Genomic DNA, 24,705 nt, shown 5'->3' with positions numbered 1-24,705 from the left:
AAGGCAGAACTGGCCTGCGTCTTGCGACGTGGGCCTTTTCATTTGTGAATGAGGGATCAGCTTTCGGTTTTACCTTCGAGCCGCCAGCCCGCAAAAAGCAATCCTGCACCCGCGAGTGAGAAAAACGCCAGAGCCGAGATGACGGCCGCGTAGTGCTCCTCTGTTGCGAGAAAAGCGATGAGACCTGCACTCACAAAACCAGCGATCAGCGTCATGACGTCCAAGAGAGAGGTCGAAAGACCGACGCGGCCTTTGATCGCTTCTTGGGTATAGCTGATGATCATGGTCAAAAGCCCCGAAATCGCCAAAGCGTTCAAAACCTGAAGCCAGAAAACTTGGACTACGGTCTGCGTTTGCCCGAGGGCAAAGAGATAGATCGCAAAGACAACCGCGTTTGCAACGATGATCCCTTCTTTACGCAGGCGCATTGCCGCATAGCCCCACGCGAGCATAAGCGGCACTTCGAGAAAGGCAGCAAGGCCCGAGGCAAGCCCCAGCTGTCCCAAGGTTCCGCCCGCGTCATTGACCATAAAGAGCGGAAAGACCGTCATGTGGCCAAGAACAGCGATCCGCGCACCCATAACGCCCATAAGTCCCAAAATCTTGGAGAGGGGGAGGGCGCGTTCCTTGGCGATCCCCGATGTTTGGGGTTGGGGTGCAGTCTTGGGGATAGCGCCTTCGGGGCGACCAAGAATAACGACATAGGTCAGCGCAGCCCCGATCTGGGCAATCGCCGCGATGAGGAAGATCAGGAAAACAGACTGGTTCGCGGCGATCCATCCTGCCGCGGGGGGCGCGATGATCCACGCCACAGAAAAGAGGGTCCGCAAGAGCGACATCATGAATTCGGCCTGAGGCCCGAGCGTATCGTTGAGATGGGCGCGGGCATAGGACAGGCTTTGCGACATGACCGCACCGCCAAAGGGCAGAAACACACAGACCGCGATGATGAACGAAAGCTGGGTCTGGACGAAGAAAATGAGCCCGTAAGCAATTGCCCCCGCTAGCGCTGCGCCGATGACCAGCTTGCGCCTGTCATTCACGCGATCCGACACATAGCCCATAATGACCGAGCCGATTGCAGCCGCGATGGAGCCGAAGGTCAGCACCAAGGCAAAGGTGTCGTTAGACATCCCCAGATTATCGATCGCAAGAATTCCGCGATATGGATTAACCGAGGCCGCTGTAATCCCGATCAGAAAGATCGCGACCCCGAGCAGCACCGTAATCGGTGTGAAAGAGAGCCTTCCGAGTTTGTTTTTCATCAAAGTGCGACCGTATCGTGTTCCATGAACTCGGCGACTTCGAGGAGCCATTTGTCCTGAACAAAGGTCACATGCAGCGGATGGACGTTATAGGCGTCATAGGCGCTTTGATCCGCGAAGCTCATCGACACCGCAAAGTCGAATGCATTCTTGGGGCTAATCTCGCGCGAGATGGCAAAGTCCAAAACACCCGGAATGTCGCTCAATGTGGCGAGCGCCTCGAGGAACCGTGTTTCCGCCTCAGACCCCTTGGGATGAGTCAGGCGGAACAGCGCAGCATGGCGTATCATGGGGCAAATCCAAAAAATTGATTTGCCGGACTATGCTGCCGTTGCTTGCGCTAACACAAGGGCGAAACGAGGCGGTTTTCCTGTTCTGTCCAAAAACGGGTCAGGATCTCTGCAATAACTTTTGCATGGGTATTCGCGACCATATGTCCTGCCTTTTCGATCACGGCGCTTTCGCTTTGGGGAAGGCGGCGCGCAAGGCTCTGCATGATCACCTTGATGATCTCTACCGTGCGATCTCCGTGGACGAGCAGGACTGGCATCGTCAAACGTCCCAGACGGGCGAGCGCCTCTTCATCCTTGGCACTGTTGTAGTCTCCGGGACGACAGGCGGTGATGACGGGGATTTGCGCCACAAGACCCGCACGAACGGGCTCGGGTATGTGCTCCCAACTTGCGCCGCCACCCCACATGCCGATGAACTCCTTCGCTGCGGTTTCGGTGTCTCCCGCCATCAGGCTTTCGAAATGCGGGAGCATATCGGCGAGATAGCTGTCGAGCACCTCGGGCGCATCATGTGCACAAGCAACTAGAAAGATCGGCTCGATGAGGGTCAGGCTCTTTACCAACTCGGGGCGCTCGGTCGCAAGGTGAAGCGCAACCAAAGCCCCGTAGCTGTGTCCGACAAGATCGACAGGCTCACCTCCGATGCACTCGGCCGCGATACTGATAGCTGTTTCAAGCATAAGGTCATTGCGGGTCCAAGGCACGCTTTTGCCATGGCTCGGCCAGTCGGGGGCGGTGATCGTTGCCTCCTCGAGATGACGGGACAGAGCGGACCATGTGGCGGCACGGCCGAGTGCACAATGAAGCGCCACCACACGCCGCGGCCCTGTGCCAAAGGTCTCGACATTGATGCCGTCCAGCGCTGTCATTCTGCTCTCCCACCCATTTGCTCGGGGCGCATAGCGCAGGAAAGGTCAGTCGCGCAATGTGTCACTCTGACCGCTGCCGCCCCAATTGATATTCGCGCCAGATGGTAAAGAGCCCCGAGACAATGATGATCGTCGTCCCAATGAGGGTGAGCGTATCTGGCGTTTGTCCGAAAATCAGATACCCGAGGATGCTGGTCCAGATGATCATGGTGTATTGCATCGGAGCAACCGCGACGGCGAGCGCGATTTCCAGCGCCTTGATTACCAGCAATTCTCCTACAGCAGCCAAGATACCGTAGATGACGAAAAGAAGGATATGTTCCGAAGCTATGGGCTTCCAGACAAAGATCTGCCCGATGCCAAGCACAACGGCACTCACCCCTGCGGTAAAGGCAACGGTCGAGACGGTGCTTTCGGTGGTGCTGAGATTGCGCGAAATCAGCTGGCGCGTTGCAAAAAGGAGCGCGGCGACGAGCACCAGAAGATAGGCAGGATGAAAGCCCTCGAACCCCGGTCGCATGACGATGAGCGTGCCCGTAAATCCCGCACCGACCGCGAACCAGCGGCGCGGTCCGATTGGTTCCTTTAGGAAGAGCGACCCAAGGATCGTTACGAAGAACGGAGCGACAAAGGCAATCGTGGTCGCATCGGCAAGCGGCACATAACGGAGTGCAAAGACAAAAAGAACCGCCGAGAGCGAAGCACAAAGCCCGCGGAAAATCTGGAGCTTGGGCTGCTGAGTTCTGAGATCCTTGGTCCCCTTGATCGCAATCCAGAGCAGCACCCCTGCCAAAAGCCCGAGCTGGCGCAAGCCGGCCACCTGAACCGGATGATAAGTATCGGCCATCAGCTTGGCGATGGCATCTGCGAGGGCGAAAAAGGCAAAGGATGTGCCGGCCAAAACAATGCCGAGCGTGTTCGATTGGCGGTATAATTGGGCAGTCATGGGAGCTTTCTTGAAAAGACGCAAAATGGGTGCAAACCCGTCGTCTTGGCCCACGTTACTCCCGCCGCCACCGATGGCAAGATTAGGTATACTTATAAGCGCGTTAAGCTTTGCTCTCGAAAGGTTCAAAGTAGGTCTTTGATCACTCACCTACCGCCTATTGCCGACTGCAAGAAAACATGCGTTTGGAGCAAGTTTACTGAAAAATCGCAGATGTTATGCTGTACTCGCCTTGATGCTCGGCCCGATGCCTTTGTCCTGCGGGAAAAGCGGGATCAGGCAGGCTTGGAGGGCATGATAGATGTCGGGTTTGCCTTTGAAGACCGTAGTGCGGGGGGCGCCGTTCTCGTCGACTTCGGGCCACCAGCCGCCTTTGGCGTGGTCGATGAAATCGGTTTCGAGAACTTGCCAGATTTTCGCTTCCCAGTCCTTAATCGTTTGGTCTTGGGTCAGGTTGGCAAGGACCGAAGCCGCCGCCGCGCCTTCACAGCAGGGCCACCAGAAACGGTTCCGCATCGCGGGCGTGCCGTCCCACTCAAGCGTGTAGTGAAACCCGCCGCGCGGCTCGGACCAGCCTTGGGTAACTGCGGTCTCGAAAAGAGCGAGGGCCGCTTCTTTCATCCAGTCGTGGGCGCGATCCGTCAGGTGCCAGAGCTGAACCAAAAGACGGGCCCATTCCAAGGCGTGTCCGGGTGTGGTGCCAGCAGGGCGGAACATCGGATCGCCCGCAAAATCGGGTTCGACGTTCCAGTTCTGGTCGAAATGCTCGGGCACGACCCAGCCGGCCTTGCGGGCGTTGGTGTTGATCACGCGCTCTGAGATACGGACCGCCATTTCAAGACAGCGCGCATCGCCCCAAGTTTCATAGGCGGCCATCAGCGCTTCGGTGCTATGCATATTGGAGTTCTGCCCGCGATAGTCGCTGAGCCTCTGCCAATCTGCGGTATATTCTTCGGTCATTGCGCCAGCGCTTTCGTCCCAGAAACGGGCGAGGATGACTGTCATAACATCCTCGTGGAGCGCTTTGGCTTCGGGGTGTCCCGCAAGGCCGGCGCTCGCGGCCGCCAAGAGCACAAAGGCATGGCCATAGGCTTGTTTGTCGCTGCGCAGGGGGCTGCTGTCGTCGACGCCCCAGAAATATCCGCCGTTCACAGTGTCGCGGTGGCCATGGAGAAGGAAGTCCATCGCGTGATCCATGATCTCGCGCGCGCCTTCGATCCCCATTAAGGTGCCGAGAGCATAGCAATGCGCCATGCGCGTGGTTTCATGAAGCTCGCGCAGCGTGCCGTTTTCGCCGCCTATGATCGGCGCTCCGTTCCCGTCGAGCTGATAGAAGCCGCCTTTGGGGTTCACCGAAGGTGCGCCGAAAAAGCGGAACAGGTCATGTGCGTGCGAAAGAAGTCGGTCAGCCGAGATGGTCATTTTGCGGTTCCAAGGATGCTTTGGCGGCATCTTCTAGCGCTAACACTCCAAAGTCCATGCGCAAAGTAAGAAACCGCATCCAAATCTTGGACACGGTTTCCTTGGGTGTGCAATCGGGACAGGCATCACCCGTTTGGGACGCTCTGCCGCCGTAGAGACAGAGAGGGGATAACGCCGACTATGTCGATCAAACCCGAGTTGCGTCAAATCGGCATCCGCACAGTTGAAGGTCCAAAGGACCCTGTCGGAAACCCGTCAATGGTGTCAAAAAACCGTCAATCCATCAGGCTCGACAGTCCGATCAGGCTAATCGCTTCGAGGATCGTTTTGGGGGCAGGCGGTCGCTTGGGCATCTGAAGATCGGATTTGATATGAATTTGCTTTTCGACCCGATGCAACTCGGCGAAAAGCCGATCCGTTTTGCTCTGGGTGGCGCTGTGATCATTCGATTGAAATGTCGTCATTGGTCTTCTCCCACATAATCCCGCAGGATTGCGGGCCACGGAACGACCTTAGGCCCCTGACGGATAAGAAGGCGTAAACAGATAGATTTTGATCTATTTTCAGGGAATTGATCCGCGTAACGATTGACAAGACCACAGCGAAAAGACCACCAAAAGCCATGGTAGAGCAAAGACCCCAAGACGCGCATATCCGTATATATCCGCTCGGCACGGATGGCTATGTGCTTCGCGTGTCCGACAGTCTGACCGAGGCCGCCAATGCAACGGCGATTGCGCTGGCCAAGGTGATCGCGCCGCTGGAGGGCGTGATCGAAGCTGCGCCGTCTTTGACTTCGGTCTTTGTGCGTTTTGATCCGGTTAAAGTGGCAAGGGCGGCCTTTGTCGCCTTGCTCGAGGAGAAGGTCCGTGACTTCAGGGCCGACGATGATCGCGCGCAGAGGCGTTGGACCATTCCCGTTTGCTTTGACGCCTCCGCTGCGCCGCAACTGACCGAAGTGGCGAATATGATAGGGCTTGGCCAAGAGGCCCTGATAGGGGAGCTTTGCGCAGCGCGCCTTTCGGTCTTGGCGCTTGGGTTCGCCCCCGGTCAGCCCTATCTTGGTATTTTGCCAGAGGCATGGGACATTCCCCGTCAAACCAGCCTTACCGAAGCTGTGCCTCAGGGCGCGATCACGGTCGCCGTGCGGCAGATCGTTCTTTTTGCCAATCGATCCGCAACGGGTTGGAGACAGATCGGGCAGACGGGTTTTCGTCCCTTTGATCTAGGACGCGCGGCACCTGTAGCACTGACCGCGGGGGACGAGGTGCGTTTTGTGCCCATCGGTCGGGGCGAGTTCGACGGGCTTTTGTCCGACCCCATGGGCGGCGCGAGGCTCGAAACCCTATGACCCAGATCATCATCCAATCGGGCGGCCCGCACCTTAGTCTTCAGGATTTCGGACGCTTGGGCCATTTTGCAAGCGGCATCTCGGTCGGTGGTGCGGCCGATCTTTTGGCACTCTGCGAAGCGGCGGCTCTGTTGGGTGGCGCTTGTGGGGCCTCGCTCGAAATGGCGGGGCATGGCGGGCGGTTCCGCTTTGATGAAATCTGCGATGTTGCCCTGACGGGCGCTCCGATGCGCGCAAGTGTCGACGGCAAGCCGCTTCTTTGGGGCGCGGTTCATCGCATCGAAAAGGGTGCAATGCTCGAGATCGGGGCGGCCGAACGGGGTGTCTATGGCTATCTCACCCCGCGCGGCGGTATCCTGAGCGACGAAATACTGGGGAGCCGTTCGGTCCAGAGCAGCGCGGGCATCGGCAGCGCCATCACAGGCGGCGAGAGCTTTCGCATCGGGGGCGGGACGGGCGCGCTCGTCAAACTCCGTCAACAGGATCGCTTTTCAGGCGGGCTCATCCGTTTTGTGAAAGGATCGCAATCGCATCTTTTCGACGGCGCTACTTTCGCGCGGTTCGAAGAAACCGGCTTTAAACGCGATCCTAGGGGCAATCGGCAGGGTGTCGCCTTGGCCTTTGACGGTATCGGCTTTGCCGCCGAAGGGCAGCTTAGCCGCGTGTCCGACTTTATCACGGTGGGCGATATCCAGATGACGGGTGATGGTCGGCCCTATGTGCTTTTGGCCGATTGCCAGACCATCGGGGGCTATCCGAGGATCGGGACGGTCATTCCCGCCGATCTTCCCAAAATCGCGCAGGCGGGTGTCGGGGCGCCCCTTCGGTTCGCTTCGATTTCGCTCGACGAGGCCGATAGGCTCCATGTCCCGTACGAAAAGGAAATACAGGCCATGAAGCGCACGATAGAGCCGCTCGTGCGCGATCCGCATGAAATCGCGGATCTTTTAGCCTATCAGCTAATCGACGGCATGATTACGGGGGACGAGGAATGGCTCTGAAAGTGGATCTGAATGCGGATATGGGCGAGGGCATCGGCAATGATGCAGCGCTTTTGTCGATTGTCACCTCGGCCAATGTCGCTTGCGGGTTTCATGCGGGCTCGCTGACCACTATGCGCGAGACGATGGCCGAGGCGCTGCGTTCGGGCGTCGGTCTTGGGGCGCATCCCGGATATGACGACAAGCCGAACTTCGGGCGCACGCGTATGCGCCTTTCGGCAGAGGAGCTTGGCGCGCTGACTGCCTATCAGCTTGGCGCGGCGATCGGTGTGGCGAAGTCTCTGGGCGGGCGCGTGCGGCATCTCAAACTGCATGGCGCTCTGGCCAATATGGCGAGCGAAGAGCCCGAGATTGCGCGGGCCTGTTACGAGGCCGCTCTCAAGGTCCAGCCCGATATCGTGCTGATGGTCATCGCGGCCACCGCTCAGGAGGCCGTCGCGCGTGACTTGGGCGCGGACTGGGCGGGCGAGATTTTCGCGGATCGTGCCTATAACGACGATGCGACACTCGTGGATCGCTCGCAAGAGGGCGCGGTCCTTCATGATCCCGCTCTGATCACCGAGCGCATTTTGCGGATGCTCGACGAGGGGGCCATCATCGCCCAAAGCGGCAAGCGCATTCCCTGCAAGATCGACACGATTTGCCTGCACGGAGATACAAAAGAGGCGGTCGAAATCGCCGCCTCTCTCAGGGTTGGTTTGACGGCGCAAGGCGTAAGCCTCGCTCGGCTTTGATCACTCGGCTGCTGTAGCCTTCATGGGCGTGAGCTTATGCATCGCGTCGAACTGCGAGAGGAACACTTCACCGCTCAGATCATGCAGCAGGTGCGAGCGCTTGAGGCGGTCCATGACGGGGCCTTTGACCTCGGACAGGTGAAGCATGATGTTCATGTCCTTGAGGCGCGAGTTGATTGCCTCAAGACTTTCGAGCGCCGAGAGGTCCACTTCGTTGACGGCCGAGAACATGAAGACCACGTTCTTGAGTTCGCAGTCCTTCTGGACGCGGTTGTAGACATAGTCCTCAAGGAAACGGGCATTGGCGAAGTAGAGGCTTTCGTCGATGCGGATGGTGAGAAGCGAGGGATGCGTTTCCACCGTGTGACGCTTGATGTTGCGGAAGTGCTGGGTGTTCGGAACAAGACCCACTTCAGCGATATGCGGACGCGAGGTTTTGAAGAGATAGAGCACGACCGAGAGACCGACGCCTGCCGAGACACCCGTCTCTACGCCAAGAAGCAGCGTGAGAAGGATGGTCGCGGCCACGGCGATGAAGTCGGGGCGTGAATAGCCCCAGCTGCGCTTGAGGATCGAGAGGTCGACGAGGCTTAGAACGGCAACGATGATGGTCGCGGCAAGCGTGGCTTTGGGAAGGAAGTAGACGAGCGGGGTGAGGGCAACAGCGGCGATGGCAAGACCGATCGCAGTGAATGCACCTGCCGCCGGCGTTTCTGCCCCTGCGTCAAAGTTCACGACCGAGCGGGCAAAGCCGCCGGTGACGGGATAGCCGCCTGTAAAGGCCGCACCGATGTTCGCAGCACCAAGGCCGATGAGTTCCTGATCGGGGTCGATGCGCTGACGCTTTTTTGCAGCAAGCGTCTGGGCAACCGAAATGGACTCAACAAAGCCGATGACGGTGATGAGAAGGGCAGGCACGAAGAGCTGACCGACGAGCGAGGGCGAGAGGTCGGGCATGGTCAGCGGGGGAAGGCTCTGGGGCACGTCGCCGACGACTTTGACGCCATGGTTTTCAAGGCCAAAGAGCCAAACGACAACGGTGGTGACCACAACGGCGGCAACGGGGCCTGCCTTGGTCAGAACATCGGCAAGACGCGGCGGCACGCCTTTGGATAGAAGAAGCGGCTTGAGCCCCTTGCGGACCCAGAAGAGAAAGGCCGTTGCGGCAATGCCGATGATGGCGGTGATCCAGTTCATGGTCGGAAGACCGACGACAAGGGACTCGATCATCTCGGGAAGCGTATGGCCCGTGGTTTTGACACCGAGAACATGACCGAGCTGGCTGGCCGCGATCAGGATACCCGAGGCGGTGATAAAGCCCGCGATCACAGGGTGCGAGAGGAAGTTTGCAATGAACCCGAGGCGGAAGACGCCCATCAGGAGCAGCATGACACCCGACAAAAGCGCGAGCGTCAAAGCCGCCATGGCATAGCCCATGGTGCCTGCTTCGGCGACCTGACCCACAGCGGCGGCGGTCATGAGAGAGACGACAGCCACGGGGCCCACGGCCAGAGCACGGCTCGTGCCGAAGATGGCATAGAAGATGATCGGAACGATCGAGGCATAGATACCCGCCTCGGGCGGCAGACCCGCGAGCAAAGCATAGGCGAGCGACTGGGGCACCAGCATGATCGTCACGATCACGGCGGCGATAAGGTCGTTCGAAAGAGCGTCGGAGTTATATTTCCGGCCCCATTCGAGGGCAGGAACATAGCGGGTCAGTTTGGAGAAGTTCATAAGTTGCAGCCTTGCATATCGGCACGGGGGAGGAGGCCGAGGGTGGCCCGCCCGCAAGGGCGAGCCGTTGGGGATCAGTTCGAGACGGTGACCTTTTCGGGTTTGACCATCCATTCACGGCCACGAAGCATGGCCTTCCAATAGATCGGCGGGAGCGCCGTTTCTTTCAGCCACCACGCCAGACGGGTCGGCTTGGTGCCGTCAAGCACCGCTTTGGGGAAGCTCGGGAGCAGCGCACCGCCATAGCCGAATTCGGCAAGAACGATCTTGCCGCGTTCGACGGTGAGCGGGCAGGAGCCGTAGCCGTTGTATTGGCGCGCGGCGGATTTGCCGTCGATGTCGGCGATGACGTTTTCGGCAACCACGGGGGCCTGAACACGCGCCGCCGCAGCGGTCTTGGCGTTCGGAGCGTTCATCACATCGCCCAAAGACCAGATGTTCTCGTAGGTCTTGTGACGAAGCGTTGCCTGATCGACGTCCACCCAGCCCGCCGCATCGGCGAGCGGCGAGACGCGGATAAAGTCGGGTGCGGTTTGCGGCGGCACGACGTGGAGCATATCGAACTCGACCGTGACGCGCGTTTTTTCGGTTTCGGGCTTGGCCACTTCGAAGGTCGCTGTCTTGGCCTGACCATCCACCGCCACAAGATTGTGGAAGAAGTTCAGCGTAGCATCGTATTTCTCGACGTATTTTTCGAGAGCGGGGACATATTCCTTGACCCCGAAGAGCACGCCGCCGGCGTTCATGAACTGGATATCGATGTCCTTGAGCGTGCCGTTGCGATACCAATGGTCGCCCGAAAGATAGAGCGCCTTTTGCGGCGCGCCTGCGCATTTGATTGGCATTGGAGGCTGCGAGAAGATCGCGCGGCCTTCCTTCATCTCTTGCACAAGCTTCCATGTGTAAGGCGCGAGATCATAACGATAATTCGACGTCACACCATTGCGACCAAGCGTCTCGACGAGGCCTTCGATGCGGTTCCAGTCAAGCTTGAGACCGGGGCAGACGATAAGACGCTTGTAACCCACGACGCGGCAGCCATCGAGGATGACGGCATTGTCTTTCGGCTCGAAGGCGGCAACAGCGGATTTGATCCAATGCACGCCCTTGGGGATAAGGCTTCCCATGGTCTTGGAGGTATCTTCGGGGTGGAAAACACCCGCCCCAACGAGGGTCCAGCCCGGTTGGTAATAGTGGATATCGGCCGGATCGATGATCGCGATGGTCTGATCTGTGCGACGCGCAAGGATCGAAGAGGCCACAGAGATGCCTGCCGCGCCACCGCCGACGATCACGATGTCATAGCTGGCATCGGTCGTGGTGGTGGGCGTCTTGCCGCCGTTGACGATACGGCGGACAACACCGCCCATATCATAGCCCGCAGCTTTGGCCGCTGCGAGAATGTCCGAGGTGCTCATCTTGCCCGCTTGGGACAATGCCCAGAGCGTGGTCGAGCGGGTGCCCGTGCGGCAATAGGCGAGCACAGGGCCGGGAAGGCTGTCGAGCGCTTCGCCAAAGGCAACAGCGTCTTCGTCCACAACCTTGCCCGAGATAACGGGAAGATACACCGCTTCGATGCCTGCAGCCTTGGCCGCCTTTTCCATTTCTTCAAAGGTCGGTTGGTCCGCACCCTCGCCGTCGGGACGGTTGCAGATAATCGAGCGGAAGCCGGCCTCGGCCAGTGCCTTCATATCTGCTGCCGCGATTTGCGGCGCCACCGACAGTTTCGGTGTGATCTTCTTGATATCCATTATCTTTGCTCCCCTATGGATCCGTTATTAGATGCCGTTGACCGGCACTTTGAGCATCGGGCGTCCGTCCTTGTCGGTCGGGATTTCGCCAGCGCGCATATTGACTTGCAGCGAGGGGATGATCAGGCGGGGCATATCCAGCTGGGCATCGCGCTCGGTGCGGAATTTGACGAAGTCTTCTTTGGTTTTGCCTTCGCCGACGTGGATGTTGTGCTTCTTCTCGTCGCCGACAGTGGTTTCCCACTCGATGTCGCGGCCGTTCGGGCCATAGTCGTGGCACATAAAGAGACGGGTCTCTTCCGGAAGAGCGAGCACTTTCTGGATCGAGTCAAAGAGAATACCAGCATCACCACCCGGGAAGTCGGCACGTGCCGAGCCGCCGTCAGGCATGAAAAGCGTGTCGCCCACGAAACCTGCGTTCCCGACGACATGGGTCATACAAGCGGGAGTGTGACCGGGGGTGTGCATCGCAAAAGCCTGCATATTGCCGATCATATAGGTGTCGCCATCTTCGAACAGGGCGTCGAATTGCGAGCCGTCACGCTGGAACTCGGTGCCTTCGTTAAAGACTTTGCCGAAAACGTCCTGAACGATGGTGATGTTCTTGCCGATGCCGATCTTGCCGCCCAGCTTGTTCTGGATGTAGGGCGCGGCCGAAAGGTGGTCGGCGTGCACGTGGGTTTCGATAAGCCACTCGAGCTTGAGCCCGTTGGTTTCGATATAGTTGATCAGCTCGTCGGCGTGTTCATAGGTGATACGGCCAGCGGCGTAATCGATGTCCATAACCGAGTCGATGATCGCACAAGAGGTGCTGCTCGGGTCCTTGACGATATAGCTGATCGTCCAGGTGGCGGGATCGAAGAAGGCTTTGACTTCGGGAATGAGGTCCATGTTGACGGGGTAGTTGGTCATGTCTGTCTCCTAGGTTCTCAACGAGGCCATCCATCGGGAATCGGCGTCGATACATTTTGAATTTGAAATGTATATGATGCCTATTATCGGCTCTGTCAACATCTCATATGCAAAGTTTGAAATGTGTAAACTGAAATGATGTCGCGGGCTTAACAAAACGAGCTTAACCCGATCCGCGCGGGGGCGGTGGTTTTTTTGCATGCTCTATCCGAAAGGGCGCGGGATGGGGAAAGTTCTGCAGAGCCCCTCGCGCCTTTTGCCACACCATGTTTCAACCTTGGGTTAGGTTAATGACCCGAATTTTGAGTTGCGGCGATGATTCCGGTTGGAGAACGGCGTTACCATCCTGAATTTAACCTGCGAAACTCTAATCGCCATAGGGGAGATTTGGACCAAAGAATGCGGCAATCTTCGTGCCGGTCTCTGCAAATCTTCGTTTTATATATGCGTTAGTTTGGGCTAAAATTATCGAAAGTATAGTTCATCACAAGGGCTGGACCCATGCGTAAAACGTCAATCAAAGCCTATGTAAAAAATACCGGCTTCCACTTCTTCCAGTTGCAATTGCGCAGCGCGATGAAGCCGACCATCCGCGTGATGAACTATGATATGCGTCCGAACACAGGAAAGCGTCCCTTTGAAGTCGGGCTCGTCGATGTTTCTGTGATCGCAGACGCGCTGGCCAATCCCAAGATCAGGTTTGGCGCGCGCGTCCGCTCAGAGCCCTACGCCGTCAAGTAATCACATTGGGGGCAGTGCGCCCCGTATGGGCCCGAATGCCCGCGATCTCTTCGGCTGCGGCGATGATCGGGGCAAGCGCTTCTTGGGCGTCCTGATCCATACGCGCCGGATCTGTTTCGAGCTCCTCCAGATAGACCCGCACGGTCGCGCCAACGGTTCCGGTTCCCGAAAGACGGAATACGACGCGCCCGCCCGAGCTAAAGCCGATCCTGATCCCTTGACCCGCCGAATGTGATCCGTCGACGGGATCGTCATAGGCGAATTCGTCTGCGCTGCTCACGGTCAGAGGGCCGAAGGTTTTACCCACCAGCGTTCCGAATTGGGCGCGAAGCCCGTCCATCATGGTTGCTGCGGCGCCTGCGTCCACGTCTTCATAGTCGTGACGGGAGTAGTAGTTGCGCCCGTATTCGGCCCAGTGATCGTTCATAAGCTCTTTGACCGACTTGCGTGTGACGGCAAGGATGTTGAGCCACAAAAGAACGGCCCAAAGCCCGTCTTTTTCCCGCACATGGTCCGAACCCGTGCCTGCGCTTTCTTCACCGCAGAGCGTGGCGCGGCCTGCATCCAGCAGATTGCCGAAGAATTTCCAGCCTGTGGGGGTTTCAAAGCATTCGATCCCTTTGGCTGCCGCCACGCGGTCCACCGCACCCGAGGTCGGCATAGAGCGGGCGACACCTGCAAGCCCCTTGGAATAGGCAGGGGCGAGATGGGCAAGGGCGGCCAGAACCGCAAGGCTATCCGAGGGGGTCACATATTGACTGCGCCCGACGATCATATTGCGGTCGCCGTCCCCGTCCGAGGCAGCGCCGAAATCGGGGGCGTCTTGGGCAAACATCGCGTCCATCAGGTCCTTGGCCCAGATCGGGTTGGGGTCGGGATGGCCGCCGCCGAAATCGGGGAGGGGCGTTCCGTTGACCACGGTGCCCTTGGCCGCGCCGAGTTTGCCCTCGAGGATCGCGGTTGCATAAGGCCCCGTCACCGCGTGCATGGCATCAAAGCGCATGCGAAAGCCCGAAGCAAAGAGCGCGCGGATGGCGTCAAAGTCGAAGAGTTGCTCCATCAGGTCGGCGTAATCCGCAACAGGATCGACGATCTCGACCGTCATTGCGCCGAGTGTGCTGGTGCCGATGGCGCCAAGGTCCACGTCCTGAGCATCAAGAATGTGATACTGATCGATGGTCTTGGTGCGGGCGAAAATCTTGTCCGTCACGCCTTCGTTCGCGGGGCCGCCGTTCGGACCGTTGTATTTGAGGCCGAAGTCCTCATCCTCGCCGCCCGGATTATGGCTCGCCGAAAGGATGAGCCCGCCATCGGTGCCGCGCTTGCGGATGAGATGCGACGCTGCAGGGGTCGAGAGGATACCGTTCTGGCCAACGATACAAGCCGCAGCACCGTTTGCTTCGGCCATGCGAAGAATGACCTGAATGGCGCGGTCGTTGAAGAACCGTCCATCGCCGCCGACGACCAGCGTCTTGCCCTCGACCCCGCCGATACCGTCAAAGATCGATTGGACATAGTTCTCGAGGTAATGCGCTCCCATGAACACACGGGTCTTCTTGCGCAAACCGCTTGTGCCGGGTTTCTGGCCATCAACGGGCTGGGTCTGAACGCTATGTCTGGTCATGATCAATACTCAACTTTCGGGTTTCAAGACGAAGGCGACAACGCTGTTGCCGTGAATAAGCCGCTCGGTCCCAGCGTCTTGGGGCGCAGCGGGTGAGGTATCAAAGCTTCGGCGCCAGATTTTGCCCTTGGGCGGAACGGGAAGGGCGACGCGGTCTTCCTCGCCTGCATTGAAGACCGCGATGATCGCCCCTTCGCGCGGCGCATATTCGGGTGTCCCCGAGGCCATACGCAATTCGGCCACAAGCAATCGGTGCTCGGGGTTGCTCCAATCTTCGGATTGCATCGGTTCACCGTCGGCGCGGCGCCAAAAGAGATCAGGCGCTCCGTCAATGAGCCGCGAGCGGGAATGGAGGAACCGCTTTTGCCGAAGGATCGGGTGGGCCTTGCGAAAGGCAATCGCCTGTTTGCAAAACTCCAGAAACTCGGTGTCGGGTTCGTCCCAATTGACCCAGCCGATTTCATTGTCCTGACAATAGGCGTTGTTGTTTCCGCCTTGGCTGTTGCCGATTTCGTCCCCCGCAAGGATCATCGGCGTGCCTTGGCTGAGCATCAGGGTCGCCATCATGTTCCGCCGCCGTTGGGCGCGGATCGCGTTGATCTTTGCGTCATCGGTCGGACCTTCGACACCGCAGTTGTCCGAGCAGTTGTTCGAATGGCCGTCGCGATTGTCCTCGCCGTTGGCTTCGTTGTGCTTTTCGTTGTAGCTCACCGTATCCATGAGCGTGAACCCGTCATGGGCGGTGATGAAATTCACCGAAGAGGTGGCGGGGCGTCCGTCATGGTCGAACCGGAGCGCAGAGCCCGCGATGCGGCTTGCCAACTTTGTGACCGTGCCTTCATCCCCGCGCCAATAGCGGCGCACCTGATCGCGGTATTTGTCGTTCCACTCGTAAAAGGGGGCGGGATAGGCACCGAGCTGATAGCCGCCTTCGCCGATATCCCAAGGTTCGGCATAGAGCTTGACCCTGTTCAGCACGGGGTCCTGACGCACAGCGCGGAAAAACGGCCCGTCACGGTCAAAGGCGCCGCGCGTGCGGCCCAAGGTCGAGCAAAGATCGAAACGGAACCCGTCCACATGCATGACCTCGACCCAATAGCGCAGGCTGTCCATCACAAGCCGAAGCGTGAAGGGATGATCGAGATTGAGAACGTTGCCGCAGCCTGAGTCGTTCGCGTAATAGCGCTTGTCGTCCATCAGGCGGTAATAGCTGGCGTTGTCGAGCCCGCGGAACGAAAGCGTCGGCCCCATCTGGTTGCCTTCGGCGGTGTGGTTGTAAACCACATCGAGGATCACCTCGATGCCTGCCGCATGGAAGCGCGCGACCATCTGCTGGAATTCTGCGATATCGTCATAGGCCAGATAACGCGGATCGGGGGCAAAGAACCCGTGGGACATGTATCCCCAATAGTTCGTCAGCCCCTTATCGGTCATGAACTTTTCATTGAGAAAGGCATGCACAGGCATCAACTCGATCGAGGTCACACCCAGATTGTTCAGGTGATCAAGGATCGGCTTAGAGGCCATCCCGAGGAACTTGCCCTTGTTCGGAACATCCTTGCGCCCCGCAGTGAGACCTTTGACATGGGCCTCGTAGAGAACGGTTTCGCTCGGGGGGATATGGAGCTGCGTGTCGCGGCCCCAGCTGAAAGCAGGATCGACCACAACGCAGCGCGGCATGAAAGGTGCGGAATTGCGGTCGTCGAAGCTCAGATCCGCGTCCGCATGACCTGCGATATAGCCGAAAACCTCGTCCGACAGGATAGGGTGCCCCGTGAGCCTCTTGGCATAGGGATCAAGGAGAAGTTTGTGCGGGTTGAAGCGATGCCCGTTCGCGGGATCATAGGGACCGCTGGCCCGATAGCCATAGCGCTGCCCCGGACGCATTCCGGGGAAATAGCCATGCCAGACATGGCCCGAACGCTCGGGAAGATCGATGTTGAGAACTTCGTTGTCGTCGTCATCGAAAAGACAAAGTGTCATCCGCGTGGCATTTTGCGAGAAGATCGCAAAGTTCACGCCATCGCCGTCAAAAGTCGCGCCGAGTTGATAAGGATGGCCTTCCGAGATCGGGATGTTACTGCTCATGACCTGCCTGCAAGTTCCTCGTAGAGCGCGGCGTAAGCCTTGGCCGAGGTTTCCCATCCAACCGCTTGCGCCATCGCGTTTTTCTGCATCTTCTGCCAGACAGGCTTGTCCGAATAAAGGGTGCAGAGCTTGGACAGCGCATTGCGCAGGCTCTCGGTTGTGATCGGGGCGAATTGGAGGCCAGTGGCCACGCCCTTGGACAGAGCCGCAGGCGAGGCGTTGATCACCGTATCGGCAAGCCCGCCCGTGAGGGCGACAACGGGGATCGTGCCGTAGCGCAGCCCGTAAAGCTGGGTCAGACCGCAAGGTTCAAACCGTGACGGCACGAGGATCGCATCCCCGCCCGCAATCAAGCGGTGCGAGAGCGCTTCGTCATAGCCGATGTGAACGGCGACATTCGGGTTCGAAGTGGCGGCGCGGAACGACGCTTCGAGCACGGCATCTCCCGCGCCCAGAACGATAAGCTGTCCCCCCTTGGCGGTCAGGGTGGGGATCGCGTTGAGCAAGAGGTCCAGCCCCTTTTGCTCGGTCAGTCGCGAGACCACAACGCAGAGCGGGCCCTCCGCATCGGGAAGGCCGAATTCCTCGCGTAGCGCCTTTTTGTTGGCGGCCTTGCCGCTCGGGGTTTTGAACGGTTTGATATTTGGATCGGTCGCAGGGTCCCAGACCCCAAGGTCGATCCCGTTCAAAATCCCCAAAAGCTCGTTGCGGCGGAACCGCATCACGCCGTCAAAGCCCATGCCGAAACTGTCGGTCATCAACTCCTCGGCATAGGTTTGCGAGACGGTCGTGAGACGGTCCGACCCCATAAGACCCGCCTTGAGCGCCGAAACGCGGCCCCAGAATTCATATCCGCCTTGGTCGAACCGCTTGGGATCAAGTCCGAGCGTCTTGATCGCCTCGGGCGGTGCGATGCCATGAAAGGCGATGTTATGGATCGTCAGCACGGTGCGCAGGTTGGGGTCGGCATTCAGAAGACGTAGGTATTCGGGAACAAAGCCCGCTTGCCAGTCATGCCCGTGAATGATCGCTGGGGACCAACCGCCGATCCCTTCGGCGCCGATTTTGGCGGCGACCCAAGAGAGCGCCGCAAAACGCTGCGGATTGTCGGGCCAGTCTTTGCCATCGGGGCCAAGGTAGATATTTCCGGGCCGATCAAAGAGATGCGGGGCATCTATCACATAAAGATCAAGCCCCGTCGCCTGGCCGAAAAGCACCCGCGCCGCGCCCCCGAAGAGATCCGCAATCTCAAGCTCGACCTTGGCCTTGCCAAGCGCCTTAAGCACTGCGGGATATCCCGGAAGCAGGGTGCGCATATCAACGCCCTCGGATCGGAGCGCGCCGGGAAGCGCGCCCGCAACATCAGCCAGCCCTCCCGTTTTCACGAGAGGCGCACATTCCGAAGTGACCGAGAGCACATTGATCATAGGCTTGCTGCCCTTCTGTCGAGCATGTCTTGGGTGATAAGCGTTGTGCCCTTGTCGGTGACACGGAACCACTTGGCGTCTTCGATCGGGTCCTCGCCGACGATGAGGCCTTCGGGGATGACGACGCCGCGGTCGATGACCACTTTGCGAAGACGCGCCGAGCGCTGGACCGTCACATAGGGCAGAACCACCGCGTGATCGAGGACGGCATAGGAATTGGTGTGCACCTCGGTAAAGAGGAGCGAGTTACGCACTTCGGTTCCCGAGATGATACAGCCCCCCGATACCATCGAGGAAATCGCCATCCCGCGGCGGTCCTTTTCATCGTGGATGAATTTGGCGGGCGGCACGCTCTCGGAATAGGTCCAGATCGGCCATTTGCTGTCCCAAAGGTTCAGTTCGGGCGTAAAGCTGGTGAGATCGATATTCGCCTCCCAAAAGGCATCGACGGTGCCGACATCTTTCCAATAGGCGGGAGCGCCTTCATCGCGCACGCAGCTTTCGTCGAAACGGTGCGCCATGGCTTTGCCGTTCTTGACGATCTCGGGGATGAGGTCATTGCCGAAGTCATGGCTCGAATTGGGGTCTTCGTTGTCCTTGAGAAGAAGCTCGCGCAGGAACTTCCAGTTGAAAACGTAGATGCCCATCGAGGCCAGCGCGAGGCTCGGGTCCTCGGGGGTTGCGGGCGGGTCTTTGGGTTTTTCAAGAAAGGACGTGATACGACCCGTTGCATCGGTGGCCATCACGCCGAAGGCGGTGGCATCCATGCGCGGCACGGTCAGGCATCCGATGGTCACATCGGCTTGGGTCTCGACGTGCTGACGGAGCATGATTTCATAGTCCATCTTGTAGATGTGGTCGCCCGCAAGGATGATCACATAGTCGACGTCATAGCTGTCGACGATGTCGATGTTCTGGGTGACGGCATCGGCGGTGCCGCGATACCAGCTGCTTTCGTCCATCCGCTGCGATGCAGGCAGGATGTCGAGGAATTCGTTGCGCTCGGCACGGAAAAAGTTCCAACCGCGCTGGCAGTGGCGGATAAGGCTGTGGGCCTTGTATTGGGTCGCAACCGCCATGCGGCGAATGCCCGAGTTCATCGCATTCGACAGGGCAAAGTCGATGATACGAGTCTTGCCGCCGAAATAGACGGCGGGTTTGACGCGGCGGTCGGTGAGTTCCTGAAGGCGGCTCCCTCTTCCGCCTGCAAGGACAAAGGCCATCGAGCGCTGTGTCAGTCTTCTGTTTTCAACCATTTCGTCTCTCCCCCCTTATGGACGCTTGACGCGGAAAATAACCGTCGCAAGCGGTGGAACTGTGATTTCGATAGAATAGGGATGCCCGTCACAGGGCACCTCTTGGGCTGTGACGCCGCCGTAGTTGCCACGGTTTCCTCCTCCGTAGCAGGCGGCATCGGTGTTGATGAGTTCTTCCCAGAGCCCGAGCGTCGGGACCCCGACGCGGTAGCTGCCGCGCTCGACAGGCGTAAAGTTGCAGACGGTCAGAACAGGCGCGTCCTTTTTGCCGCCAAAGCGCAAGAAACTGAGGGTCGAGGCTTCGGTATCGCCCCCGTTCACCCACGCAAAACCGTCATGCTCGCAGTCCTTGAGATAAAGCGCGGGCGTTCCGGCGTAGAGTTTGTTGAGATCGCGTATAAGGTCCTGCACGCCTTTGTGCGGCGCACGGTGCGAGGCGTCCCAATCGAGCTGGACGTTGTGGTTCCATTCTTCGGGCTGGCCGAACTCGCAGCCCATGAACAACAGCTTCTTGCCGGGGTGGGCCCACATGAACCCGTAATAGGCGCGAAGGTTGGCAAACTGCTCCCAGATATTGCCGGGCATCTTGTGGAGCATCGAGCCTTTGCCGTGCACCACTTCGTCATGGCTGATCGGAAGGATGAAATTCTCCGAAAACGCATAGCTGATGCCGTGGGTCATCTGGTGGTGATGGTGTTTGCGATAGATCGGATCACGCTCCATGTAGGAGAGCGTGTCGTTCATCCAGCCCATGTTCCATTTATAGCCGAAACCAAGACCGCCGTTGTGCACTGCGCCCGTGACCTGCGGGAAGGAGGTGCTTTCCTCGGCGACGGTCATGATCCCTTGGTGCGCGCCATAGCTCTCGACGTTCATCGCTTGAAGAAAGCCGATGGCCTCATAGTTCTCGCGTCCGCCGTCCTTGTTGGGGACCCATTCGCCTTCTTTGCGGGAATAGTCGCGATAGAGCATCGAGGCGACTGCATCCACGCGGATGCCATCCACATGATATTCTTCAAGCCAATAGAGCGCATTGGCCACGAGGTAGTTTTTGACCTCGGTGCGACCGTAGTTATAGATCAAGGTGTTCCAGTCCTGATGGAACCCTTCACGCGGGTCGGCATGTTCATAGAGCGCGGTTCCGTCAAAGCGGCCAAGCCCATGCGCATCGGCAGGGAAATGGCCCGGCACCCAATCCAGCAGAACCCCGAGGCCCGCATCATGGGCCGCATTCACCAGATCGCGGAACTCATGGGGAGGACCGAAGCGGGTGGTCGGCGCATACATCCCCACAGGCTGATAGCCCCAAGAGCCGTCAAAGGGGAATTCGGAGACGGGCAGAAACTCGATATGCGTAAAGCCGAGATCTTTGACATAGCCGACCAATTCGACGGCCAGCTCTTTATAGGAAAGCGGGCGTCCACCCTCGTCATAGCGGCGGCGCCATGAGCCCAGATGCACTTCGTAGATCGAAATCGGTTTATCGCGCCGGTTTGCGACCTCGCGGCGCTTCATCCATGCTTTGTCCGACCAGCCGTAGCCTTTGATGTCGCGCACGATGCTTGCCTGTTCGGGCGGATGCTGTGCGCCGAAACCGACGGGATCGGCTTTGAAATGCGCGGCCCCATCAGCGCCCAGAATGCGGTATTTATAGGCGTCGCCTTCGCCGACATCGGGGAGGAAAATTTCCCAAACGCCCGTGTGTCCGACACGGCGCATTTGCGCGCGGGCAGGGTGCCAGTTGTTGAAGGTCCCGACCACCGAGACGGCGCGGGCATTCGGCGCCCAGACCGCGAAATGCGTGCCCTTGGTTTTCTCGTGAGTGGTGACATGCGCGCCGAGCGCTTCCCAAAGCCGTTTATGCGTGCCTTCGCCGATGAGATAGGCGTCGACGTCCGTCAGAACCGGACCAAATCCATAAGGATCGACAAAGCTCCAACTATGACCCTCGGCCGTCTTCGCGGTCAAAGTCACTTTGCCCTTGGGAATTTCAGCACCAAAGACCGCACCCCCGAGACGCTCCAACTGTATCGTGCGTCTGCCCACCTTTGCCGACACCTCGGCAGCATCAGGAAGACAGAGTGTCAGCCAACGCGTGCCGTCTGCTTCGTGGCAGCCCAGAACGTCGAAGGGCGCATCATGTTCTCCCGAATTCAATCGGTCGATGTCGGAATGGCTCAGGTGCGGAGGCAAATTCACTTCGGTCATAATCCTTGATCTTACGTCGCGATTCCGCCTTCACAAGCGAATTGAGTGTTCTAGGGGCGGGGCGTTCCATCCAGAGTGATGTCACAAGGCAAAGCAGCCTCCAGAATGCGCTGGGCATTGGGGATGTCGTTGCCTTCGGCGCGGCGCACGGCGGCCGTCCGCGAGAGGTTGTGGTCGAGCCAGCGCTGGATAAGCCGCGCACGCAACTCGGGCAGGGGCACATCCCAGCGCACCGTAAGATCCCAAAGACCTGCAAGCTCGCGCCATGGGTCTTCGTCGAACATAAGGTAATTGCCTTCCGCGATGATCACTTCGGCATCTTGCGGAACGGCAATGGCTCCCGCGATCGAGAGGTCGCGATCACGGTCGAACTTGGGCGCATAGACGAGCTTGCCTTCGCGCACACGGCGGACGAGCTCGATATATCCTGGGGCGTCAAAGGTCTCGGGCGCACCTTTGCGGGCCAAAAGGCCCATCTCGGAAATCATCGCGTTGTCGAGATGGAACCCGTCCATCGGAAGAGGAAAGGCTTTGACCTTGTTGAGGTGAAGGCGGCGCACCAGTTCGGCGGTCAGTGTCGATTTTCCACTTGCGGGCGCACCGCATATCGCCACCACCACACGCGCACGCGTTGCACGAAGCTCATCGATCCTTTCGATGAGGTCATTCACCTGAGCCGTTAAATTGATCATCTGCACCTTGTCGGAATCGTTTGCGCTAACAGGAGCCTGTCCAACGGCTTATAAGGCAGTTTTTTCCTCCGTGAACTCTTTTTTTCGATGCATGGCGATCGCAATTCATGCACGATGCATTGCGATTGGGCCTTGTGTCACAAAGATGGTATATCCAAAGGTGTCGCCACCGCAGGGGCGAAAGACAACAGAAACAAGGAAATGAGCCGATATGATTGGTGAGGGCGTGGACACGAAAACTACGGACACTGGCGTTTTTCGGGGCTCCAACCAAAGTGGGCTGCGCGATTATAACGAACGCCTTGTTCTGTCCGTGATCCAGCGCTTCGGTGCGATGCCCGGGGTCGAGATTGCCCGCTTTCTCGGTATTTCGTCGCAAACGGTCTCTGTGATCTTGCGCGGGCTAGAGGCGGACGGTCTTCTCAAGCGCGGCGATCCCCAGCGCGGCAAGGTCGGTAAACCTTCGATCCCGATGGAAATCGATCCCGACGGCGTTTATTCCGTAGGGCTCAAGATCGGCAGGCGCTCGGCGGATCTTGTTCTGGTCGATTTGATCGGAACGGTCAGACAGCAGCTCCAGATCACCTATCGCTATCCGATGCCCAACACGCTTCTGGAATTCGTGCGCAATGGCCTTGATGCTTTTCGTGGCGAGATGACCGAGGACCAAGCAGCGCGGATTTCGGGTATCGGCGTGGCCAAGCCGTTCGAAATTTGGAACTGGTATGAGACAATCGGAGCGCCCGAAGCCGATCTCCAGATCTGGCGCACCTTTGATTTCGAAGCCGAGATTTCCGCCTTTTCGGGTCTTCCCGTTTTTGCCGAGAATGACGCCACCGCTGCGTGCCGCGCCGAGAATATCTATGGTCGCGGCCGCGAATATTGCGACTTTGCCTACTTTTACATCGGTGCCTTTGTCGGCGGCGGTGTTGTGCTCAACCATTCGGTCTTTGAAGGAACGCACGGGAACGCAGGGGCTTTCGGATCGCTGCCCGTTTTCGCCGCAAAGAGCGGGGGGGCGCAGCTCATCGATGCGGCCTCGCTCTATTTGCTTGAAAGCGACCTCGCGACGAGTGGGATTGATCCCTTGCGGATCTGGAATACGCCGCAGGACTGGTCCGAGTTCAGCGAGAACGTGGATCGCTGGGTCGACCAAGCCGCGCTCCATCTTGCGCGAGCGGCGCTTACCGTCTGCGCCGTCATCGATTTCGAAGCGGTGCTGATCGATGGGGCTTTCCCCGTCGATGTGCGCAATCGCCTTGTCGACAAAGTTGACGCGCTCCTGCCGACGCTCGATATGCGCGGGCTCGTTCGGCCCAAGATCGAAGCAGGCGTGATGGGGCGCAACGCGCGGGCCTTGGGAGCCGCATCGGCACCGGTTTTTGCACATTACCTGATCAACACCCACGGGGGAATGACATCGGTCTGATGCTGAACACTGCAAGAAATGTCTGGCGTGTCTTCAACAGAAGCGATTTCGACCTGATTGCCGCCTCTGTCGCCTTTTGGGGCGTGTTTTCGATCTTTCCCGCCGCCGCGGCCTTTATCGCGGTCTTCGGCCTGGTCGCGGACCCGACGGCGGTGAAGGCGCAGCTTGTCCTCCTTCAAGGGCTGATCCCCGAAGATGTCTATCTCCTCTTCGAAGCTCAGCTTGATCGGCTGCTGGGGACGGGACGTTCGGCGCTTGGATGGGCGACGGCTCTTTCGGTGCTCCTTGCGCTTTGGGCTTCCCGCTCGGGGGTTTCGGCCCTCCTGGTGGGGGTCAATGCGATTTACGACGCGCCCAAGCGGTCGGTCTTCGGTCAGCTCGCCATCGCACTCGGCATGACGGTTGCCTTGCTGGCGGTCGGGGTCGTCTCGCTTTTTAGCGTGGTGATCGCTCCTGTGATCCTTGCCTATGTGCCCGCAGTTCGCGAATGGGCGTGGCTTTTGGCGGGTCTGAGATGGGCGGCGGCGCTTTTCGTGATCTTTACGGCTGTGAGCCTTTTTTATCATTTCGGGCCGAATTTGCGCCGCTCCAAACGTCCCCCGTTCATCACGATCGGAGCGTTTGTCGCGATGACCTGCTGGTTCATCTCGTCCTATGGACTGTCCTATTACATCGCCAATTTCGGCAATTATAACCAGGTTTATGGCTCGATTGGTGCCTTTATAGCACTCATGCTCTGGCTCTATGTGTCGGCGTTTTTCATCATTTTGGGTGCCGCAATCAATAACGTGCTATATCTAGCGGGGCGCGGCGAGGATTTGTTGCGAACTAACCTTTAGTCTACATAATTGCCCGTTCGGATTAAAAAATGCTAGAAATCTGCCCACCCTTTGTCTAAAAAGGAAGCAATTACAGGCTAGAACCGCAAAGAACGGTCGGCCGGCATGAGGCGGAGTAGT

At 58.6% G+C, this 24,705-nt stretch carries 21 protein-coding genes; 6 read left to right on the top strand and 15 right to left on the bottom strand.

The genetic code is table 11. From position 1 onward, the window contains the following. Nucleotides 1-56: 56 nt before the first annotated feature. The 6 genes from QQG91_RS08335 to QQG91_RS08310 all read right to left on the bottom strand — a co-directional run bounded on the left by QQG91_RS08335 (nt 57) and on the right by QQG91_RS08310 (nt 5,259). Nucleotides 57-1,265, bottom strand: a complete 1,209-nt coding sequence (locus tag QQG91_RS08335; RefSeq protein ID WP_285769766.1) for an MFS transporter — start codon at nt 1,263-1,265, stop codon at nt 57-59. Continuing rightward, nucleotides 1,265-1,555 carry a Dabb family protein gene (locus QQG91_RS08330; protein ID WP_285769765.1) on the bottom strand — a complete coding sequence of 97 codons (291 nt, stop codon included), beginning with the start codon at nt 1,553-1,555 and terminating at the stop codon, nt 1,265-1,267. Before QQG91_RS08330 ends, QQG91_RS08335 begins: the two co-directional genes overlap by 1 nt. 50 nt (nt 1,556-1,605) lie before the next feature. Continuing rightward, nucleotides 1,606-2,427 (bottom strand): alpha/beta fold hydrolase, encoded by an 822-nt coding sequence (locus QQG91_RS08325; protein WP_285769764.1) that lies wholly within the window; start codon nt 2,425-2,427, stop codon nt 1,606-1,608. A gap of 61 nt (nt 2,428-2,488) precedes the next feature. After that, on the bottom strand, nt 2,489-3,373 hold the full coding sequence (locus tag QQG91_RS08320) for a DMT family transporter (RefSeq protein WP_285769763.1): 885 nt from the start codon (nt 3,371-3,373) through the stop codon (nt 2,489-2,491). 216 nt (nt 3,374-3,589) lie between these two features. Continuing rightward, nucleotides 3,590-4,795, bottom strand: coding sequence for an AGE family epimerase/isomerase (locus QQG91_RS08315; protein WP_285769762.1), 1,206 nt, complete (start codon nt 4,793-4,795; stop codon nt 3,590-3,592). Nucleotides 4,796-5,070: 275 nt separating this feature from the next. Next, nucleotides 5,071-5,259: a hypothetical protein gene (locus QQG91_RS08310; RefSeq protein WP_285769761.1), complete on the bottom strand. Its 189-nt coding sequence runs from the start codon at nt 5,257-5,259 to the stop codon at nt 5,071-5,073. Nucleotides 5,260-5,417: 158 nt separating this feature from the next. Between QQG91_RS08310 and QQG91_RS08305 the strand changes: the two genes are divergently transcribed. From QQG91_RS08305 to QQG91_RS08295, 3 genes are read left to right on the top strand one after another with little or no spacing between them, the layout of a single operon-like run. Continuing rightward, nucleotides 5,418-6,146 (top strand): 5-oxoprolinase subunit B family protein, encoded by a 729-nt coding sequence (locus QQG91_RS08305; RefSeq protein ID WP_285769760.1) that lies wholly within the window; start codon nt 5,418-5,420, stop codon nt 6,144-6,146. Next, complete coding sequence (locus QQG91_RS08300) at nt 6,143-7,147, top strand: 5-oxoprolinase subunit C family protein (RefSeq protein WP_285769759.1); 1,005 nt, start codon at nt 6,143-6,145, stop codon at nt 7,145-7,147. Before QQG91_RS08305 ends, QQG91_RS08300 begins: the two co-directional genes overlap by 4 nt. Further along, on the top strand, nt 7,138-7,881 hold the full coding sequence (locus QQG91_RS08295) for a LamB/YcsF family protein (protein ID WP_285769758.1): 744 nt from the start codon (nt 7,138-7,140) through the stop codon (nt 7,879-7,881). Before QQG91_RS08300 ends, QQG91_RS08295 begins: the two co-directional genes overlap by 10 nt. Here QQG91_RS08295 and QQG91_RS08290 read toward each other — a convergent pair whose 3' ends face one another. From QQG91_RS08290 to QQG91_RS08280, 3 genes are all read right to left on the bottom strand, one after another. Continuing rightward, nucleotides 7,882-9,618 carry a SulP family inorganic anion transporter gene (locus QQG91_RS08290; RefSeq protein ID WP_285769757.1) on the bottom strand — a complete coding sequence of 579 codons (1,737 nt, stop codon included), beginning with the start codon at nt 9,616-9,618 and terminating at the stop codon, nt 7,882-7,884. It lies immediately after the preceding gene. Between the two features lie 74 nt (nt 9,619-9,692). Continuing rightward, nucleotides 9,693-11,369 carry a bifunctional protein tyrosine phosphatase family protein/NAD(P)/FAD-dependent oxidoreductase gene (locus tag QQG91_RS08285; RefSeq protein ID WP_285769756.1) on the bottom strand — a complete coding sequence of 559 codons (1,677 nt, stop codon included), beginning with the start codon at nt 11,367-11,369 and terminating at the stop codon, nt 9,693-9,695. Between the two features lie 27 nt (nt 11,370-11,396). Next, nucleotides 11,397-12,281, bottom strand: coding sequence for an MBL fold metallo-hydrolase (locus QQG91_RS08280; RefSeq protein WP_285769755.1), 885 nt, complete (start codon nt 12,279-12,281; stop codon nt 11,397-11,399). Nucleotides 12,282-12,782: 501 nt separating this feature from the next. On the opposite strand from QQG91_RS08280, the gene QQG91_RS08275 reads away from it, so the two are divergent. Further along, complete coding sequence (locus QQG91_RS08275) at nt 12,783-13,022, top strand: hypothetical protein (RefSeq protein WP_285769754.1); 240 nt, start codon at nt 12,783-12,785, stop codon at nt 13,020-13,022. On the opposite strand, the gene QQG91_RS08270 is transcribed toward QQG91_RS08275, so the two are convergent. Genes QQG91_RS08270 through QQG91_RS08245 form a run of 6 tightly spaced genes read right to left on the bottom strand, consistent with a single transcriptional unit; the run spans nt 13,015 to nt 22,317 of the window. Next, nucleotides 13,015-14,646: an alpha-D-glucose phosphate-specific phosphoglucomutase gene (locus tag QQG91_RS08270; RefSeq protein ID WP_285769753.1), complete on the bottom strand. Its 1,632-nt coding sequence runs from the start codon at nt 14,644-14,646 to the stop codon at nt 13,015-13,017. The genes QQG91_RS08275 and QQG91_RS08270 overlap by 8 nt on opposite strands. A gap of 9 nt (nt 14,647-14,655) precedes the next feature. Beyond that, entirely contained in the window at nt 14,656-16,734 is a 2,079-nt protein-coding gene (gene glgX, locus QQG91_RS08265) for a glycogen debranching protein GlgX (protein ID WP_285769752.1), read from the bottom strand. Beyond that, nucleotides 16,731-18,161, bottom strand: a complete 1,431-nt coding sequence (glgA, locus tag QQG91_RS08260; protein ID WP_285769751.1) for a glycogen synthase GlgA — start codon at nt 18,159-18,161, stop codon at nt 16,731-16,733. Before glgA ends, glgX begins: the two co-directional genes overlap by 4 nt. After that, nucleotides 18,158-19,417 carry a glucose-1-phosphate adenylyltransferase gene (gene glgC / locus QQG91_RS08255; RefSeq protein WP_285769750.1) on the bottom strand — a complete coding sequence of 420 codons (1,260 nt, stop codon included), beginning with the start codon at nt 19,415-19,417 and terminating at the stop codon, nt 18,158-18,160. Before glgC ends, glgA begins: the two co-directional genes overlap by 4 nt. Before the next feature lie 15 nt (nt 19,418-19,432). Continuing rightward, nucleotides 19,433-21,625, bottom strand: coding sequence for a 1,4-alpha-glucan branching protein GlgB (gene glgB, locus QQG91_RS08250; protein ID WP_285769749.1), 2,193 nt, complete (start codon nt 21,623-21,625; stop codon nt 19,433-19,435). A gap of 50 nt (nt 21,626-21,675) precedes the next feature. Beyond that, the gene (locus tag QQG91_RS08245; RefSeq protein ID WP_285769748.1) at nt 21,676-22,317 is read right to left on the bottom strand and encodes a nucleoside/nucleotide kinase family protein; all 642 of its coding nucleotides are present in this window, start codon (nt 22,315-22,317) and stop codon (nt 21,676-21,678) included. Between the two features lie 226 nt (nt 22,318-22,543). Here QQG91_RS08245 and QQG91_RS08240 point away from each other — a divergent pair, with 226 nt between their 5' ends. Beyond that, nucleotides 22,544-23,746, top strand: coding sequence for an ROK family transcriptional regulator (locus QQG91_RS08240; RefSeq protein ID WP_285769747.1), 1,203 nt, complete (start codon nt 22,544-22,546; stop codon nt 23,744-23,746). Beyond that, nucleotides 23,746-24,585 (top strand): YihY/virulence factor BrkB family protein, encoded by an 840-nt coding sequence (locus QQG91_RS08235; RefSeq protein ID WP_285769746.1) that lies wholly within the window; start codon nt 23,746-23,748, stop codon nt 24,583-24,585. Before QQG91_RS08240 ends, QQG91_RS08235 begins: the two co-directional genes overlap by 1 nt. Nucleotides 24,586-24,705: the final 120 nt, after the last annotated feature.

The organism is Marivivens sp. LCG002 (assembly GCF_030264275.1).
Lineage (GTDB): Bacteria > Pseudomonadota > Alphaproteobacteria > Rhodobacterales > Rhodobacteraceae > Marivivens.
This window is presented reverse-complemented; position numbering and strand designations above follow the sequence as displayed.

Excerpts from the sequence above, each read along its gene's own strand:
- glgA (WP_285769751.1), bottom strand. The coding sequence starts at position 18,161 with ATGATCAATGTGCTCTCGGTCACTTCGGAATGTGCGCCTCTCGTGAAA.
- glgB (WP_285769749.1), bottom strand. The coding sequence starts at position 21,625 with ATGACCGAAGTGAATTTGCCTCCGCACCTGAGCCATTCCGACATCGAC.
- QQG91_RS08320 (WP_285769763.1), bottom strand. The coding sequence starts at position 3,373 with ATGACTGCCCAATTATACCGCCAATCGAACACGCTCGGCATTGTTTTG.
- QQG91_RS08270 (WP_285769753.1), bottom strand. The coding sequence starts at position 14,646 with ATGACCAGACATAGCGTTCAGACCCAGCCCGTTGATGGCCAGAAACCC.
- glgC (WP_285769750.1), bottom strand. The coding sequence starts at position 19,417 with ATGGTTGAAAACAGAAGACTGACACAGCGCTCGATGGCCTTTGTCCTT.
- glgX (WP_285769752.1), bottom strand. The coding sequence starts at position 16,734 with ATGAGCAGTAACATCCCGATCTCGGAAGGCCATCCTTATCAACTCGGC.
- QQG91_RS08285 (WP_285769756.1), bottom strand. The coding sequence starts at position 11,369 with ATGGATATCAAGAAGATCACACCGAAACTGTCGGTGGCGCCGCAAATC.
- QQG91_RS08315 (WP_285769762.1), bottom strand. The coding sequence starts at position 4,795 with ATGACCATCTCGGCTGACCGACTTCTTTCGCACGCACATGACCTGTTC.
- QQG91_RS08275 (WP_285769754.1), top strand. The coding sequence starts at position 12,783 with ATGCGTAAAACGTCAATCAAAGCCTATGTAAAAAATACCGGCTTCCAC.
- QQG91_RS08235 (WP_285769746.1), top strand. The coding sequence starts at position 23,746 with ATGCTGAACACTGCAAGAAATGTCTGGCGTGTCTTCAACAGAAGCGAT.
- QQG91_RS08300 (WP_285769759.1), top strand. The coding sequence starts at position 6,143 with ATGACCCAGATCATCATCCAATCGGGCGGCCCGCACCTTAGTCTTCAG.
- QQG91_RS08330 (WP_285769765.1), bottom strand. The coding sequence starts at position 1,555 with ATGATACGCCATGCTGCGCTGTTCCGCCTGACTCATCCCAAGGGGTCT.
- QQG91_RS08290 (WP_285769757.1), bottom strand. The coding sequence starts at position 9,618 with ATGAACTTCTCCAAACTGACCCGCTATGTTCCTGCCCTCGAATGGGGC.
- QQG91_RS08310 (WP_285769761.1), bottom strand. The coding sequence starts at position 5,259 with ATGACGACATTTCAATCGAATGATCACAGCGCCACCCAGAGCAAAACG.
- QQG91_RS08280 (WP_285769755.1), bottom strand. The coding sequence starts at position 12,281 with ATGACCAACTACCCCGTCAACATGGACCTCATTCCCGAAGTCAAAGCC.
- QQG91_RS08295 (WP_285769758.1), top strand. The coding sequence starts at position 7,138 with ATGGCTCTGAAAGTGGATCTGAATGCGGATATGGGCGAGGGCATCGGC.
- QQG91_RS08335 (WP_285769766.1), bottom strand. The coding sequence starts at position 1,265 with ATGAAAAACAAACTCGGAAGGCTCTCTTTCACACCGATTACGGTGCTG.
- QQG91_RS08305 (WP_285769760.1), top strand. The coding sequence starts at position 5,418 with ATGGTAGAGCAAAGACCCCAAGACGCGCATATCCGTATATATCCGCTC.
- QQG91_RS08325 (WP_285769764.1), bottom strand. The coding sequence starts at position 2,427 with ATGACAGCGCTGGACGGCATCAATGTCGAGACCTTTGGCACAGGGCCG.
- QQG91_RS08245 (WP_285769748.1), bottom strand. The coding sequence starts at position 22,317 with ATGATCAATTTAACGGCTCAGGTGAATGACCTCATCGAAAGGATCGAT.